The sequence below is a fragment of the Prevotella melaninogenica genome (assembly GCF_018128065.1).
Classification (GTDB): Bacteria; Bacteroidota; Bacteroidia; order Bacteroidales; family Bacteroidaceae; genus Prevotella.
On the sequence record NZ_CP072359.1, the window covers coordinates 203,248 to 220,464 of the forward strand.

At 40.1% G+C, this 17,217-nt stretch carries 14 protein-coding genes, 1 pseudogene and 1 riboswitch; of the genes and pseudogenes, 9 read left to right on the top strand and 6 right to left on the bottom strand.

Going from position 1 to position 17,217, the window contains the following annotated elements:
• Position 1 precedes the first annotated feature (1 nt).
• The 4 genes and pseudogenes from J5A56_RS00910 to J5A56_RS00925 all read right to left on the bottom strand — a co-directional run.
• Positions 2 to 277, bottom strand: a pseudogene (locus tag J5A56_RS00910) (antirestriction protein ArdA); the annotation flags it as partial.
• A 21-nt stretch (positions 278 to 298) separates the two neighbouring features.
• Positions 299 to 715, bottom strand: coding sequence for a PcfK-like family protein (locus J5A56_RS00915; RefSeq protein ID WP_211815458.1), 417 nt, complete (start codon positions 713 to 715; stop codon positions 299 to 301).
• 12 nt (positions 716 to 727) lie between these two features.
• Positions 728 to 946, bottom strand: coding sequence for a hypothetical protein (locus tag J5A56_RS00920; RefSeq protein ID WP_004332867.1), 219 nt, complete (start codon positions 944 to 946; stop codon positions 728 to 730).
• 12 nt (positions 947 to 958) lie between these two features.
• Entirely contained in the window at positions 959 to 1,168 is a 210-nt protein-coding gene (locus J5A56_RS00925; RefSeq protein WP_004366574.1) for a hypothetical protein, read from the bottom strand.
• Between the two features lie 656 nt (positions 1,169 to 1,824).
• Between J5A56_RS00925 and J5A56_RS00930 the strand changes: the two genes are divergently transcribed.
• The 7 genes from J5A56_RS00930 to J5A56_RS00960 all read left to right on the top strand — a co-directional run bounded on the left by J5A56_RS00930 (position 1,825) and on the right by J5A56_RS00960 (position 11,513).
• Positions 1,825 to 2,940 carry a hypothetical protein gene (locus J5A56_RS00930; RefSeq protein WP_249112042.1) on the top strand — a complete coding sequence of 372 codons (1,116 nt, stop codon included), beginning with the start codon at positions 1,825 to 1,827 and terminating at the stop codon, positions 2,938 to 2,940.
• Positions 2,941 to 4,209: 1,269 nt separating this feature from the next.
• A complete protein-coding gene (locus J5A56_RS00935) occupies positions 4,210 to 5,094 on the top strand; it encodes a DNA/RNA non-specific endonuclease (protein ID WP_021672765.1) in 885 nt (294 codons plus the stop codon).
• A 23-nt stretch (positions 5,095 to 5,117) separates the two neighbouring features.
• Positions 5,118 to 6,617, top strand: a complete 1,500-nt coding sequence (locus J5A56_RS00940) for an ATP-dependent DNA helicase (RefSeq protein ID WP_021672764.1) — start codon at positions 5,118 to 5,120, stop codon at positions 6,615 to 6,617.
• 188 nt (positions 6,618 to 6,805) lie between these two features.
• Positions 6,806 to 7,390 carry a hypothetical protein gene (locus J5A56_RS00945; protein ID WP_036920291.1) on the top strand — a complete coding sequence of 195 codons (585 nt, stop codon included), beginning with the start codon at positions 6,806 to 6,808 and terminating at the stop codon, positions 7,388 to 7,390.
• 127 nt (positions 7,391 to 7,517) lie between these two features.
• Positions 7,518 to 8,090: a GNAT family N-acetyltransferase gene (locus J5A56_RS00950; RefSeq protein ID WP_021672762.1), complete on the top strand. Its 573-nt coding sequence runs from the start codon at positions 7,518 to 7,520 to the stop codon at positions 8,088 to 8,090.
• Between the two features lie 78 nt (positions 8,091 to 8,168).
• A riboswitch (cobalamin riboswitch) is annotated at positions 8,169 to 8,359 on the top strand.
• A gap of 48 nt (positions 8,360 to 8,407) precedes the next feature.
• Positions 8,408 to 10,387 carry a TonB-dependent receptor plug domain-containing protein gene (locus J5A56_RS00955; RefSeq protein WP_021672761.1) on the top strand — a complete coding sequence of 660 codons (1,980 nt, stop codon included), beginning with the start codon at positions 8,408 to 8,410 and terminating at the stop codon, positions 10,385 to 10,387.
• Positions 10,388 to 10,463: 76 nt separating this feature from the next.
• Positions 10,464 to 11,513: a YncE family protein gene (locus J5A56_RS00960; RefSeq protein ID WP_021672760.1), complete on the top strand. Its 1,050-nt coding sequence runs from the start codon at positions 10,464 to 10,466 to the stop codon at positions 11,511 to 11,513.
• Positions 11,514 to 12,283: 770 nt separating this feature from the next.
• Here J5A56_RS00960 and nhaD read toward each other — a convergent pair.
• Positions 12,284 to 13,669 carry a sodium:proton antiporter NhaD gene (nhaD, locus tag J5A56_RS00965; protein ID WP_036920310.1) on the bottom strand — a complete coding sequence of 462 codons (1,386 nt, stop codon included), beginning with the start codon at positions 13,667 to 13,669 and terminating at the stop codon, positions 12,284 to 12,286.
• Positions 13,670 to 13,840: 171 nt separating this feature from the next.
• On the opposite strand from nhaD, the gene J5A56_RS00970 reads away from it, so the two are divergent.
• Both J5A56_RS00970 and ligA read left to right on the top strand, forming a co-directional pair.
• A complete protein-coding gene (locus tag J5A56_RS00970) occupies positions 13,841 to 14,236 on the top strand; it encodes a (deoxy)nucleoside triphosphate pyrophosphohydrolase (protein ID WP_036920287.1) in 396 nt (131 codons plus the stop codon).
• A 79-nt stretch (positions 14,237 to 14,315) separates the two neighbouring features.
• Positions 14,316 to 16,328, top strand: coding sequence for an NAD-dependent DNA ligase LigA (gene ligA, locus J5A56_RS00975; protein WP_021672756.1), 2,013 nt, complete (start codon positions 14,316 to 14,318; stop codon positions 16,326 to 16,328).
• 90 nt (positions 16,329 to 16,418) lie between these two features.
• On the opposite strand, the gene J5A56_RS00980 is transcribed toward ligA, so the two are convergent.
• Positions 16,419 to 17,168, bottom strand: a complete 750-nt coding sequence (locus J5A56_RS00980) for a DUF5020 family protein (RefSeq protein ID WP_036920285.1) — start codon at positions 17,166 to 17,168, stop codon at positions 16,419 to 16,421.
• Positions 17,169 to 17,217 lie beyond the last annotated feature (49 nt).

The following is a 17,217-nucleotide window of genomic DNA, read 5'->3' on the forward strand; positions in this document are numbered from 1 at the left end:
TCTCCGTGTCATTCAGTCTGTCCAACTCGTCCCGAAGCTCAAAGAAGGTTTCCTCCAAATGGCTCTCGGCTATCAGACCATCGGGGATTTCCTCCCACGCTTGGAACATATATTCGGGTTCTTCCTCGTCCTCGTGTATCTCCGCACAACGCTCCATAAAGCCGTCCAAATCGTAGAAGTCCGAAAGTTCCACCCATTCGCCCTGCAATGAGCCGTTGTTGTACTTGGCATAAGTGCCTACATAGATGCGTGCTTCGTTCAAATCCGTTGCTTCCATTTTTCTTTTGTTGTTTAAGGGTTAAAACTCGAATAGTGAGGGTTGTGCTATCTGCTGTTCCACTTGCTTCTCCGCTTTTGGTTTCTTGGTGGTCAGTTTGCGGTATTCCTCCGCTTGGTATCGCTCAATAGCCTTTTTCCGTGCTTCCGCCTTTTCCTCCTCTATAAGTTCAATAGTATGGTTTACCACGACTTGGCAGTTGATGGACTTGCCCACCTCGATGTTATCCTCATCGTAGTAGTGAACGGCAAGGGAATATACCTCCTCATCGGACAGACCTGCACACCCCATTCTTTGGACTTCCGTCAAGATGTAGGTAATGCACTCGTCTATGTTCTTGTTCTCCTTGCGGAAACTTTCCGCAAAGAGTTCATCGTATGATGCTCTCGTTTCCAAATAGTTTTGGATAACGTCCTTGAAATGTTCTGTTCCTTTCATTGTCTTATATAGTTATATGGTTTCTAAAATGATTTCTTGGATATGAATAGGTTCAACTTCTGAAAAGAGATAGAGTATAAATTCCTTTCTGTCCTTCCGATAGAGTTCCTTGTATAGTTCCCCAAAGGTGGATATGTTTCCGTTGAGGTAAACCGATACCATATACTCGAAGATGTTGTCCACTTCGTAGTATCTGCATTGCTGTGCGATTGTCTTGCTTCTTCTTTTCATATATCTGTCTGTTTAAGAAATGAGTATCCAAAGTATTGTCCCGATGATGAGGGCATAAGCCAAAATGTATGCGGCGATTGCCAAAGCAATGGTAAGGAGTAGCCGAATGAGGAGTTTTCCCACACATATCCATGCCAGCCAAAGCCAGACGCTTCCGCCACAAAGGAGAGAGCCTGCGAGTGCAAGTACCACCCAAATTGATATTTTGTATCTCAGTTTCATCTTGTCTGATTTTTTTGATTTTATGCGGATTTTAGAGGTGAGGGAGTTGAGTTTCCATTTTCTTTTTCCCTGCTTCTCGTATATCCGACATTTTTTTTATGCGTCTTTCCGTCGGGTCGGTCGTTTTCGTTTCAGTGGCGTAAAAAGGTAGGGCTTAGGACAAACAAGGTTTTATGGCGAGAATACTACCAGCAATGAAATGGAAGTGTGGAGATTGTCGTCTAAACGGCTTGCCGCCCCGACCTTTTTTGTCCGTGGAAGCCCGGAACTACCTTTGCCGCTGACAACGAACAACCGATCCCGACATAATACACGGGCATAAGTGGAGGATGTGCAGACGGAGAAGCGGGGCGAAAACAAAAAACGCAGTCTTCGGGGACTACATCTTATCACAAAACGGAATACACGGAAAACAAAAAGCCGCCCAAACGGACGGCTCTACTAAAATAATTGGGGGAAAATTCTTTTTTCTCACGATACACCCTTATCTTTGCAACAGGTTATTCGCTTTTGTGCAAAGCGTTGTATATCAATTCGGAAGATATGTCACTAACCATTGCCAATTGTCGTCAACTATGAAAATTGATAATTAGGAGATAAAAGATGGAACTAAAATATTCTACTCTTGGCAATCTGATTTGCCTAAAAATCAAAATTTGAACTTTATTGAAACATCAATTAAAGATGCATTAAAAAAGTTACGCCAACAAAAAAATATTTCATTAGATATAAAGCTTGATAAAGCAACAAGAAATTTAGCTGGTTCTCCTGATATTACAGAATCTATTTTTACCCAAATAGGAAGTTGTAATATTTTTGTTGCGGATATTTCAATCATAAACAAAAAATATGACGAATTAAGAAAAACGCCAAATCCTAATGTATTAGTAGAATTAGGCTATGCAGCTAGATCATTAGGATGGGAAAAAATTATATGTGTATATAATAAAGATTTTGGAAGCTATAATGATTTGCCATTCGATTTAAGAAATAGACGAATATTAGATTATACAAGTTGTAATGGAAAAGACGAGTTATCACGTAAAATAGAATCCGCAATATACGAAATGAATAAAAAAGGAAATCTGACTAACAAAATATTGGATTTTCTTAAAAAAGACATAGATAGAGAAATATTGGGGGTATTATCACATTTATCATTAATAGTTGATTATGATATTTCAAAAAAGAATTTATTTGCAGCTACACAAAACTTCCTGAATATGTCTCAAAATGATTTATTCAAGGAGTTGCAAAATAAAAAAACACTAGGATTTTACGTGTTGAAACTATTTAATGAAGATGAAAATAAGATTTACAACCATATTAATAAAGCTCTAAGTTCTCCATATTATAATAGAGAAGTTTTGAATTCACTCATTGATATTTATGAATGGTTTGCTGAATATGACAAGTTTAAGACCAACTATTTTTCTACACTATTTATTAAATTAGAAGAGAAAGATGATAGATTTATTGTCGTTAAGGGTTCAGAAATAGCATCAAATAATTTACCTAACAGATATTTGTTGATGGAGAAACTTAACAAAGAAAAAGGTATTGTTCGAAATTTTGGTGATTTCCCCATTGGCTATATACCTATATTGACTAATTATTTTACACTAAATCATGGAACTCTCGACAAATATTGCGATATATTATTTTTATTAATAGAATCAATCAATAAGTGGCTAAAAATTACCAATAATGAATTTATTATTGACTTTACAAAACAATTCAGGATAAAAAAATCAGATGGAAGCTGGCTCTAATTTATTCCCAAATTCCTTGTTTCTTGCATATCCGACATTTTTTGCGTTTTTCCGTCGGGTCGGTCGTTTTCGTTTCAGTGGCGTAAAAAGGTAGGGCTTAGGACAAACAAGGTTTTACGGCGAGAATACTACCTGCAATGAAATGGACGTGTGGAGATTGTCGTCTAAACGGCTTGCCGCCCCGACCTTTTTTGTCCGTGGAAGCCCGGAACTACCTTTGCCGCTGACAACGAACAACCGATCCCGACATAATACACGGGCATAAGTGGAGGATGTGCAGACGGAGAAGCGAGGCGAAAACAAAAAACGCAGTTTTCGAGGACTACATCTTATCACAAAACGGAATACACGGAAAACAAAAAGCCGCCCAAACGGACGGCTCTACTAAAATAATTGGGGGAAAATTCTTTTTTTTCACGATACACCCTTATCTTTGCAATAGGTTATTCGAGTTATGCAAAGCGTTGTATATCACTGTTGAAGATAGGTCGCTAAATCATTACCTACTGCATTTCATAACTCATAAGGCTGTTCATAGCCAATTACTTAGACCTAAATGATAGATTTTAGCAAAAAAATGATGTAAAAATAATAACTTTCTTAGAATCAACCTCAACTAAACAATCATGCTCTATAGGTTTTCTAAGAAAAAAGATAGGCATATATAAATAAAGTATAAATGGAATAGAGTGACAACTATAAAACACGTTTTGTAATAAATTTTCCCTCTCTCCATTTTCAATTCATGCTTAATAGCATTTGAATTAAGCCTTAATTGGCTCCCAAAAGATGCCCTTTTGAGCTCTAACTAACGCCCTTTAAGGAGCTAAGTAAGCACCTTTTAAAATCCAACCTTATAACAATCAGAATATAAGGAAGTTACAAAGACAACATAAAACCCACTTTTATACATTTCAAAAGGCTTAAAAATAAGAAATTATGTAAATATATTTCATGCCTTAAAGCGTAAAACATTCTATCAAAGAATAAGCTCTTAACCGCACTCCAAATCCCCAAAAGCAAATAAAAGACAACATTAAAGTGAAGTCTTTAATGAAAAGCACCAATTAAATAACAAGAAAATAGTAACTTTGTAAACATAATCAATTTACTTTAAGTTTGAACCCCTAACAGCAAAATATGCTTCTTTTAATTTATTCCTATTCAGTTATTTGATATGGAAACTATTATCATCTTTCATTAAGAGTAATATAAAATAAGAGAGCAAAGCACCTGTTTCAAGAGGGATTATAGCAAGAAAATCAATAGATGAATCGTATATTCTTTAAGATTATCATACTCTCTCTATCCTTTATGGCTATTGCTTGCCAAGGAGAGAAGAAGAAGGGAAATTTCTCAACATTAGACAAACCCTTTGTAGAATCCTATAACAGCAATAAGTCTGATTCTTCCAAAAAGACAAATGGGAAAAAGAAGATGACTCAAAAGAGTAGTTTTGAGATAAAACAAGGCTTAGAAATCCCTATAAGTAAAGCCAATGTTCCATCTCTACTACTTTATCGTGAAGGTTATACCACATCGTATAATGTCGAAACACGTACGCCTAACTGGGTAGCATGGCACCTTACTGCAAGCCATACCAACGGACCAGCTAAGCGCAAGGGCATCATCTTCCAAGCAGACGAAGAGATACCAGAACCACGTGTTGACACCTACGATTATATGCGCTCCGGATATGATCGTGGACACATGTGTCCTGCGGGCGATAATCATTGGAGCCAAAAAGCGATGGAGCAGAGTTTCCTGATGACAAATGTTTGTCCGCAAATACCAGCTCTAAACAGTGGTTTGTGGAACACAATAGAGAAACAATGCCGCACATGGGCACAAGAGTATGGAGATGTCTATATCGTCTGTGGACCTATCTATTTCAATCAAAAGCATAAGACTATTGGCAAGAATAAAGTGCAAGTGCCAGAGGCTTTCTTCAAAGTAGTTCTCTGTCTGAGAGATGATCCCAAAGCTATTGGCTTTATTTGTAGGAATGTATCAACCAAAGGAAGAAAGAAAACTGACTACGTTAATACGGTTGACGAGATAGAACGTATCACAGGAATGGACTTCTTCTCACTGCTTCCTGACAACATAGAGCAGCAAATAGAAGGTCATGCTGATATTAAAGAGTGGAACTAATAAGAGATATAAGACTTTAAACGATGATAAATGAGGAGCTAAAATACAGAATATTACAGAACTTCGGCTTTGAACCAACTACCGATCAGATGTATGCAGTAGACCTCTTTGCACGCTTTATGACTAACCGTGATGAGCGTGCTGTCATGATTCTCCGTGGTAGTGCTGGTACGGGTAAAACCTCTTTAGCAGGTGCTATTGTCCGCACAATGCTGGAATTACGACAAAAGGTTTCGCTATTGGCTCCAACGGGTCGTGCCGCAAAGGTATTCTCATTAAATGCCAATCAGCCTGCAGCAACCATTCATCGCTCTATCTATCGGGAAAAAGCATTTACAGGACTTGACGGAAAGTTTAATCTGAATGTCAACCTCTTCCATGACCGTTTGTTCATGGTTGATGAGGCATCGATGATTAGTTTGTCGTCAAGTAACACCACATTCGGCAGCGGTTGCCTACTTGACGACCTTATCCAATATGTTTATAACGACCGTAACTGCCGTATGTTGCTTGTCGGCGACAAAGCACAGCTCCCTCCTGTTGGTGAAGAAGAGAGTCCTGCGCTACGTGCGGATGTCCTTCGTGCCTACGGACTAACGGTCTATGAATGTGATTTGAACGAGGTTCTTCGACAGAGCCAAAACTCTGGTATTCTTTACAATGCCACAGTCATCAGACAAATGATAACCCATGATGAGGTTACACAACTACCTAAGATTCGCTTTAATGGCTTTGCCGACATCTCTATTGTTCCAGGTGATGAATTGATTGAGCGTCTTGCTTCCAGCTATTCTGAGGTGGGAATAGACGAAACAATGGTCATCACGCGTTCTAACAAACGTGCAAATGTCTTCAATCAAGGTATTCGCAACATGGTTCTTGGACGTGAAGAAGAACTGACAACAGGAGACATGCTGATGGTGGTAAAGAATAAGTATAAGAACAATCCCTCCTCCGAAGAAAGGGGCATAAACACCGCCATAAACAATGTAAGACACGCTACACCCCTTTCTTCAGGTGAAGGAAAGGATGTTGAGCCACCTGCTCTAACCTTCATCGCTAACGGTGACCGTGCTGTTGTGCGTCGTGTTCGCAATGTACGTGAACTTTATGGCTTCCGTTTTGCAGATGTATCATTGGAATTCCCCGATTATAATAACGCAGAAGAGGATATGACCGTAATCCTTGATGCACTTATGACCGAAGCACCTGCCTTAACACAAGAGCAGAACGAACAACTCTTTCAACGTGTGTTAGAGGATTATGAGGACATTCCACTAAAGGCAGACCGCATGAAGAAGGTACGTGAAGATGAATATTACAACGCCTTACAAGTGAAATTCGGCTATGCTATCACCTGCCATAAAGCACAGGGCGGACAGTGGGCACACATCTATCTTGACCAAGGATATATGACCGACGAGATGCTTACACCTGATTATATCCATTGGCTTTACACAGCCTTTACACGTGCCACAGAGCATCTCTACCTTGTCAACTGGCCTAAAACGCAAGTGGAATAGAATATATTAATGTTGAACAGAAGTGCAAATTATCATCTCTTCTATCCATAAAAAACGATGGAAAGACAATCACTTTTTGCATTTTATAGTTAAAACATACTAAAAAGTGAAACAACCAAAAAGATTTATACTTATCTTTGACAAATATTATAGTTCAAAAAATTAATTCACTTAAGCTAAAAAAGATTATGAAGAAAGTATTTATCATGGCAATTGCTGTAGCAGCAATGACCTTCACAAGCTGTAATAACAGTAAAACTAACGCTCCAAAGGCTGATGCAGACTCAACTATGAAAGAATTAGTTCCGGCTGATTCAGCTGTAACAGCAGAGGCTCCAGCTTCACCTGACCAACTCATTGAGCAGCTCAACGAGAAAGTAAAGGCTAAGGACGATAAGGGTGTAGCTGCATTGCTCACGGCAGCACAAACCAAGATGGCTGAACTTGCTCAGAAGAACCCACAAGAGGCACAGGCTTATGTTGCAAAGCTCCAGCAGTGGATGCAGAGCAACTCTAAGAATATTCAGGCTGCTTTGAAGTCTTCTGGCAATGAGGCTGCAGCAAAAGCTGTTGGTGCTGCTATCGACGCTGCTTCAAAGGCTGACCCAAAGGCTATCACTGAGGGTATGTCAAAGGTTAAGGAAGCTGCTCAATCCGTATCACCAGAGCAGATAGAAGCTGCAAAGAAGGCTGCCAAGGAAGCTGCAGAAAAGATGCAAGGCAAGACTAACGAAGACGCACAAAAGGCGATGAAGGACTTAGGTATCAAATAACATTAAACTCATCCCCGACTCTTTTTCCCAATAAAAAGAGTTGGGAGATGTTTTGAAAAACGCAATTTATTTTATAGATTCAACCACGCATACACGTTAAATCAAATAGTTTTCGTATCTTCGCACTATGATTAGGATTGAAAAAGCACAGAAGGAGCAGGCTACAGTGATAGCCCGTTTAATTATGGAGGCGATGGATCATGAGTGTTGCCAGTGGTTTGCAGGTCCTAACCATAGTTTAGAAGATTTTCATCAGCTGATAACAAGTTTGGTGGAACGTGAAGACTCACAATATTCCTATCTTAATACAATTGTTGCAATAACAGATACAAACGAGATTGCTGGTATCTGTGTTAGCTACGATGGAGCTAAACTTAAAGAATTAAGACAGACTTTCATCAATGGTGCATTGGCTGCTTTCGGTCGTGATTTTTCGGACATGGATGATGAGACAGCGGCTGGAGAACTTTATATTGACTCCTTATGCGTTAATCATACATTCCGCAGGAGAGGTCTTGCTAAGCAACTACTTGAAGCAACAATAGAGAAAGGCAGAAAGATGAATCTCCCAACAGGCTTGCTTGTTGATACAGGAAACCCACAGGCTGAACGCCTCTATCATCGTGTTGGTTTCGTTCACATAGACGATAATCAGTGGGGTGGTCACATGATGAAGCACCTACAGAAGCAGTTACGTTAATATCTTATCATAAATAGTTTACACAACATCACAAGTAGAAAAACACACCTTTATTTGCCCATCTCTCCCCTTTATCGTATCTTTGCAAATGCAATTGGTTCATTACCATCATGATTAAAAAGGGAAAGCGGTGTAAATCCGCTACTGTCCCGCAGCTGTAAGTTGTCTGTCATAGGTAAACAGAAGCCACTGGTTGATATAGAACTGGGAAGGCGTTTACCCTACTTTGGGCAATAAGTCAGAAGACCTGCCATTGTAAATCGTTGCATCCCTCGAGGAAGGGCACTGCATAGAACCCTTTGATTACAGAAAGAGATATGAGGCAGTTAGCTTCTTTCTTACTTTTATTGTGCCCACTCGGTACGATAGCACAGACAATTGATTCTGACACAACGCAAACCATTAAGGAGGTTGTGGTCAATGGCTTCCGTATTTCTGGAAATGTATTGGCAAGTTCACCTGTACAAACACTTTCACATGCTGATATGGAACGACTCGGCATCCGTGATATGGGCGATGCTCTGAAACGCTTTGCTGGTGTGCAGGTGAAAGACTATGGTGGTGTGGGCGGTATGAAGACCGTCAACATTCGTGGTCTTGGAGCAGGGCATACGGGCGTTAGTTACGATGGCGTACAGGTTGGTGACTGCCAAAGTGGACAGGTAGACCTATCCCGTTACACCCTTGATAACATCTCACTTATCAGTCTTCAGATTGGACAAGACGATGACATCTATCAAAGTGCAAAGGCATACGCCTCTGCAGGCATGATTAACATTAGTACACTGCAAGGCTATACAGACCATAATGGTAAATCAATAAGAAAGAAGACTAACCTCTCTACGACCATCCGCACAGGTAGTTATGGACTTATCTCTCCCTCCCTACTCTTCCACCAGCAGTTCTCACGGCTTGGCATCGGGGCATACGGAAGCTATGAAAGGGCTGATGGTGTTTATGCTTTCAAATTAAGGAATGGAATTAAGACCATCAATGAACGCCGTCACAATAGTGACATTGAGACTTGGCGAGGTGAAATAAACCTTGATTATCAGCTTAATGATAAGCAAATACTGAAGTGGAAGACATACGGTTTCACCTCTCATCGAGGCTTACCGGGTGCAGTCATCTACGATAACACCTACTCTGCTGAGCGATTAGTAGACAAGAATGTCTTCACACAGCTTTTCTATGAAAATAAATTCAGCCAGCGTATCAAGTTGAAAGCAGCTGCTAAGTGGAATTATTCATGGTCACGCTACTCAGATATGCCTGCCAGTGGCTATAAAGAAGACATCTACAGACAGCAGGAAGCATATCTAACAGCAACCTTATGGAGCGAGCCTTTACAAGGACTTCACCTCTCTTTGGCACAAGACTATGCGCATAATCAACTCTCAATGTCGCTCTCACAGGCTGCAAACCCTACACGCAACTCCCTATGGACAGCATTGGCAACAAGCTATCGTATAGGTCAGTTCACTATCAATGCCTCACTCCTTGCAACAAATATCACAGAGCAGGTAAAACTTGGCAATGCATCCGATGGTTTCCATCGCCTCTCCCCTGCCTTCAGTTTACAATGGAGAGTCTTACAAGACCTTCGTTTCCGCTTTGGATATAAGGACATCTTCCGCACACCAACACTTAATGAACTTTATTATACTGGTATTGGAAATCGTCGGTTAAATCCTGAGAAGTCACGCCAGTGGAACCTCGGTGCAACCTATTCTCACACATTCAACCAAACAATTCAGCTCTCATTGACGGCAGATGGATACTTTGGCAATGTCACCGATAAGATTATTGCAGTGCCAAAAATGTTCTATTGGCAGATGATGAATGCAGGAAAGGTGCGTCAAATAGGTCTTGATATCTCCGCAAATGCAGAGAAGCGATGGAACGACGAATGGTCACTCAGTGTGACAGGAAGCTATAGTATGCTCAATGCAACCGATAGAACAAGTCCAACCTATATTTACTATGGACACCAGATAGCTTATACTCCACGCCACTCTGGGTCAATTAGTTCACTGCTACATACCCCATGGCTGGACTTAAGCTATAATCTACTATTAATGGGTGAACGTTATTCATTGGGATATAATATTCCTGACAACCGTATGACAGCCTTCACCGACCATAGTATTACGGTTTCAAAGGATATCAACATCTTCAAACAACAACTGCATCTACAATTCGACTTACGCAACCTTGGCAACAAGAACTATGAGGTGGTACGCTTCTACCCTATGCCAGGAACAAACTGGCGCCTCACAGTAAGTTGGAAACTTTGAAGAAAAGGAGAATATTGTAAAAAGTAAAGAGAAAATAAAAGAGATAACAACAAATTATAAACAAAACAACAAGAAAATGAAAAAGAATCTTCTTGCGCTTGGTATCATTCTGATGTCAGCGCTTACATTCACAGCTTGTAGCGATGACAACGACTTTGTCTACAAACAACCATCAGTATATAGCACAGATGTATATGTTGCTTGTGCGGGTAACTGGAATGCAAATGATGGTACAGTGGGTATTCTCGACTATAACAGCGAGTCACGTCCAACTGCACCATACATCTATAGCAATGCTTACATGACTCAAAATGGTATCGGAATCGGTGATGCACAGGACTTAATTGTCTTTGGAACTAAGCTTGTCGTTACCTGTACAACCTCTTCAAAGGTTGAAGTATTGGATCGTATGGGTAAGATAGAACAGACTATCAAGTTGCACAATGCAAGTCCACGTTATCTAACATCGGATGGAAACTATGTTTACTTCTCTGCTTACAACGGCAAAGTATACAAGATGAATCCAAACTATGCACAGAAGCCATTGGTTGATTCTGTAGAAGTGGGCGATCACCCAGAGGCACTTTCCGTTGCTAATGGTAAACTCTATGCAAACATCTCAGGCTATGGGAAAGGTAATACAGTAGCTGTTGTTGACTGTAACTCATTTAAGAAGACAAAGACACTTACCGTTGGACAGAATCCTTATAACCAGAGTATTGCTGTTGGTAACGATATTTACTTCGTATCAATGTTCGACCACAAGACTGCACTTGTACAGAAGATTAATGCTAACAATGATGAGGTTAAAAAGCTCTTCAGGGCAAGTTCAATTGCATACAGTGCTAAGAAGAACGCACTTGTATGCCTATATGCTACCTACTATGATACGAATAAGCGTTTCTTTATCTATGACCTCGCAACTGGAAAGGAAACCGACCTTGATATGGCAGGTCTCAAAAATCCTTCACAGGTTAATATTGACCGTTATGGTAATATCTATGTTATAGATAACCCAAGCTATACAGCGCCAAGTGAAGTTTTCTATTACTCTCCAGAGGGTAAACTTATCCAGGGCAATATTCAGGTAGGCTATAGCGCACAAAACGTTCGATTTGCCAACTAAGATAAACTATACAGCTTGACTTTATAACTTAAGTAAAGCGTCAAACTCATCATAAAGTTTTATACAAAACACAGACACTATAAGGTCAAGGCTGTATAAAACTCGCTATAAACGATAAATAGGAGATGCATAACATTGTGTATCTCCTATAATTTTATCATAGTAAAACACGATAATAGCTCTTCCCACCTTAAAAAATAACAGATTGATTTCAAAGCTATAAACCATCCAAATGATTGGTGTTAAGCCTCCGCACTATTAGTGCTAAGCCTCCGCACAATATGTGCTGAGCCTCCACACAATGATAAAGAAAGGGAAGAAAGCTTAATGATAGATTTTCTTCCATATAGAGAAATAAGCATAATGATAAGGCATGCTTTCAATGTAAAAACTATCCTTTAACACTATTCATCAAAGACAATTCTGTATATGTAATACGCTATCCTATTTCATTCCGTTTCTCTGCTTTCTTATAACAAAGCAATTTCTACAAAATAAGTTTTCCTGTCACTCCTATCATCTAATTTAACCATGCAACCTACTGATTTACAACACATTTAAACAAAGTGTTAAAAGTGACAGCCAAATAAAAAAAATACTGTAGTAATATTGTTGCATTTTCGTAAGATGGGAAAGATTCTATTTTCTTACTTTACATCTCATTTCCTGAAGAATAGAATAAACCCTCACCTATCCACATGGTCATATACATATTGGACAGACGAGGGCTTATACAACTACTTAAAATATAGTAATCTGAGAATTAGCGATTAAAGTGGAGTGGTGAAAATAAGGGTACGAATAACCCAATATGAGAGAATTCCCGCAATATAACCAACGAAAGCAATCCAAGAAATACGCTTCATATACCAGCCGAAAGTAATTTTCTCAAGTCCCATTACTACGACACCTGCTGCAGAACCTACGATAAGCATTGAACCACCCACACCTGCACAGTAAGCAAGCAACTGCCAAAAGATACCATCAACAGACATATCGCCCAGTGCCTGAACAGGATACATACCCATACTACCTGCAACGAGAGGAACATTATCTACGATTGATGAAAGAACGCCGATAATACCTGTCACGGCATAATGGTTACTATTAAAAGCTATGTTTAAACCATTTCCTAATTCTCTCAACACACCAACTTCCTCCAAACAAGCCACAGCCATAAGAATACCAAGGAAGAAAAGGATGGTTGACATATCAATACGACTTAGCAGGCTACTCACACGCTTTGAGAAATGAAAGTCACCACCTCTTTTCTTATGAAGATTATGATAGAACAATTCGGTAACGGTCCAAAGAACGCCCAAAACCAACAAGATACCAGCAAAAGGTGGTAAATCAGTGAGGAAGTGGAACAAAGGTACAAAGCATAGACCACCTACACCGATAGCAAAAATTATCTTACGCTGTAAACTATTAAACTCTAACACTTCACGATCACCCGACAAATCATTTGTCAAATTATCTCTTTGAATATTACCTTTCAGTGAAAGCGACAACAAGAAGGCTGGTATCAACATTGAAATTAAGGATGGAACAAAGATTTCACTGATAACACCACCAGCTGTTATCATACCAGAGTTCCACAACATAATAGTTGTCACGTCTCCAATTGGTGAGAAAGCACCTCCAGAGTTTGCCGCAATAATAACCAGCGAAGCATATATCATTCGGTCATGCTTATCTTGGATAAGCTTACGAAGTATCATTATCATCACGATGCTTGTTGTCAAGTTATCAAGAATTGCAGAGAGGAAGAAGGTCATAAAAGCTATCTTCCACAACAGGCTACGCTTTGTCTTTGACTGCATTACATTCTTCACCCAGTTAAATCCACCATTCTGATCGACAATTTCCACAATCGTCATTGCTCCCATAAGGAAGAAGAGTGTGGTAGCAGTATCGCCCAGATGCTCCGTTATCAAGGAGTTGGCAAAAGCTACAACCTTTTCACCTGCACCTGCGAAGTCAGGGTGCATCAGCTGTATAAACGGAGCTGGATCAAACATAAAAAGCATCCAGCAGAAAACAAACATCAACAGAGCGATTGCCGCCTTGTTAACTTTAGTAAGACTCTCCATAGCAATGAGCGCATAACCCAGTACGAAGACTACAATAATTGCAATTGTTAGTGTAGACATAATATTTATAAATTCTGTTATTTTCTGGTGTACAAAGATAAGCAAAAGATATGAGTTGGCATATAAAGAATTCAAAATAATTCCAAGAAAGGTAGAAACATTCAGCAAATTGTAGTATATTTGCAAATAAAGCAAGAAGAAAAAAGATATAACCGAACAATAGATAAATTTATGGAAAAGAAACATCTCAATGTTGTTTGCGCTGTTGTTCATGACGGCGATAAAATTCTATGTACACAACGATTACGCAAAGGACCCATCTACATTGCAGAACATTGGGAATTTCCTGGTGGAAAAGTCAAAGAGGGAGAAAGTGATTACGAGGCATTACGTCGTGAATTGCTTGAGGAGATGGATTGGAACGTCTATGTTGGGGCAAAGCTCTGCAGTATTGAACATGAATATCCCGACTTTACGATTCGGCTTACTGCCTACGACTGCATGGCTCACGACAATGACTTCAAGCTCCTCGCACATATTGATTCCTGCTGGTTAAAGCCTGAAGAGTTTTCAAAGCTCAAGTGGACAGAGGCTGATGCAGCACTCATCAAACAGCTTTGGAAATAAAACCGAGTTGTTTTCCATCATCTGTTTCATCTTATCACTATATTAGTACGACCTATCAGCGTCAATTATCAAACAAACTATGAACAAAGAAATACAATCACTTGTCGACCAACTTAATACAGCTTCCGACGCCTACTATAACGGTCGTGAAGAGCTTATGACCGATTATGAATGGGATGCTGCCTTTGATAAGCTAAAAAGATTAGAAGAAGAAACAGGTATCATACTTCCCAATTCGCCTACACAGAAAGTTTCTGCCGATAATGTTGCAGGTAAAAAGGAGGAGCATGAGTTCTCTGCTCTATCCTTGGCAAAGACCAAGAAGGTAGAAGACCTTGCCAAATGGGCTGAAAACAAACCTATATGGCTATCGTGGAAGTTGGATGGATTGACCCTTGTCGTCACATACGATGATGGAAAACTAACAAAAATTGTCACACGTGGTGATGGGCACATTGGGACTAATATCACGCACCTCTCTAAGGCTATTGATGGTATTTTACAGACTATTCCATACAAAGGACACCTTGTTATTCGTGGTGAAGCAGTCATTAGTTATCCTGATTTTGAGCAGTTTAACATGGAAGCGGAGGAAGAATATGCAAATCCTCGCAACCTCGCATCAGGCTCTCTTACTCTAAAAGACATCAATGAAGTAAAGGCTCGCCACTTACGTTGGATTCCCTTTACACTCGTTTATACGGAGGAAGAAATAAACTCTTGGGGTAAACGAATGGAATGGCTCGAGCAACAAGGTTTCAAGGTTATAGACAGAGAGGTCATCGAACAACCAACCATCAACAACATAGAAGCTGTTATCCATCATTGGACTGAGAGAGTGACTGGCGCAAGTTCATCGCCATTCCTCTACCCTGTTGATGGCTTAGTCATAACTTACGACGATACCGTCTACGCTGCAACAGGTTCTGTCACAGGGCATCATGCCACACGTGCAGGCTATGCTTTTAAGTGGCAAGACGAGAGTGCTGAAACTGAATTAGACTATATAGAATGGTCATGTGCTGCCTCAACCATCTCACCTGTTGCTGTTTTCCGTCCTGTTGAGTTAGAAGGAACAACTGTTAAACGCGCTTCCCTTTGCAATATCTCCGAATGTGAACGATTAGGGATTGGCGACAAGGGAACGAAGATTGCCGTTATCAAAGCAAATAAGATTATCCCGAAAGTTATCAATGTCATAGAAAGGGTCGGTATTTTCCACATTCCAGAGGCTTGTCCCGTGTGCCATTCAGCTACAGAAGTCCGCACAAGCGAATTCAGCGGAACACGTACACTACACTGTACAAACGCTCATTGCCCTGCTAAACAACTGAAGAAGTTCGGCAGATTCGTATCAAAAGAAGGAGTAAACATTGACGGACTCTCCGAGCAGACCGTACAGAAGTTCATCAACCTTGGCTGGGTTCGTGAATATGCTGACCTCTTTCATCTCAATGAGTATGCTAACGAACTGCGTACAATGGAAGGTTTCGGCAACAAGAGTGTCACCAATTTGTTGGCAGCCATTGAAAAGGCACGCAGCGTTGAAGCCCGCCGACTGCTCTTTGCACTTAACATTCCGCTTGTTGGGCAGGATGTTTGCAACCGTCTGTTATCAGCTTATCCCTTAGAGGAGCTTATCAAGACAGCCACAGAAAGTGCATCCGACGATGTCTTTTCAACAATTGCGGGTATTGGACCAGAGAAAAGTGCAAGCTTTGTTCGTTGGATGAAAGATGCTGACAATCATTCCATGTTACAGCATTTACTGGCTGAATTAAATATCAGTCAGACTTCTTCAGCTCCTACAGGAACTGGTTGTCAGGGATTAACCTTTGTCGTTACAGGTGATGTTCATCATTACAAGAATCGCAATGAACTGAAAGCATATATTGAGAGTCAAGGCGGTAAGGTAACGGGGTCAGTATCTAAATCAACGAACTTTCTCATCAACAATGACGTTGAAAGTACTTCAGGGAAGAATCAAAAAGCAAAAGAACTCTCTATTCCTATTATTTCTGAGGATGAGTTCATCGCTCGCTTTGCACAAACTTCAAGATCAGAGCAACCAACAGAAAGAAGTTTATTCTAACAAAATAACAACACGGAACATGGCAAAAGGAGACGATAAACACATCGTCTCCTTTTGCTATATTGATTAAATAAAGTATTATTTGGATGCTTAGAATGTCCATTTAGCAGCTACCGTAGGGATAGCATAGAAACGGTTGTTCTGCCCTTTGTCGTTCCAAACAAAGTTATTGCTAATTTCAACCTCAGAACCTAAAGAAAGATTCACGTTTTTCATACCCTTCAGTGTATTGAGATTAAACCAGAACTGAGGCTCTGACACGAGAATCAGCTTACCGTTCACATTCGGGTCATACCAGAGGTCGCAGAAACCAGAGAAAGTACAAAGCCCCTTTGCAAAGGTAGTACCCCACACTTCTGTCAACTGGAAGCCACTAAAAGGATGCGCTCCTGTGTGTCCATTCTTGAATTGATACTTATACATCAACTGAAGGCTGAACGTCTTTGAAAAGTCTTTTGATGCCCAGTTCCATGCACCACCAAGAAGAACAGCATGCTGGTAACGATTACCATAATAGCTGTCTAAGGTCTTACCAGTACCTAAACCACCATTATACTCAACATGAGCAGCCCACTGCTTGTTCTTTGAAAGATTAAACTCACGTGAAATCTCCCAATAGGCACCCATCACACCATCGCCCTTGTAATCGATATCTGTGAACATAAAGGTAGAACCCCAAGCATCAGGTTTAAACATTTCAACTGTCGTTGTTACCGATGTACGTGAACTAAGGTTCTTGTAAAGACTATGACCTAAGTCATAATGTAGCTGAATGTTTTGTGCGTTTGCACAACTAAAAGCTGCTATCATACAGATAGCGAGGGAAAAGAATCTTTTCATAACTGTTCTTAAGTTTATATATTTAGAAACAGCAGCAAAGTTACAAAAA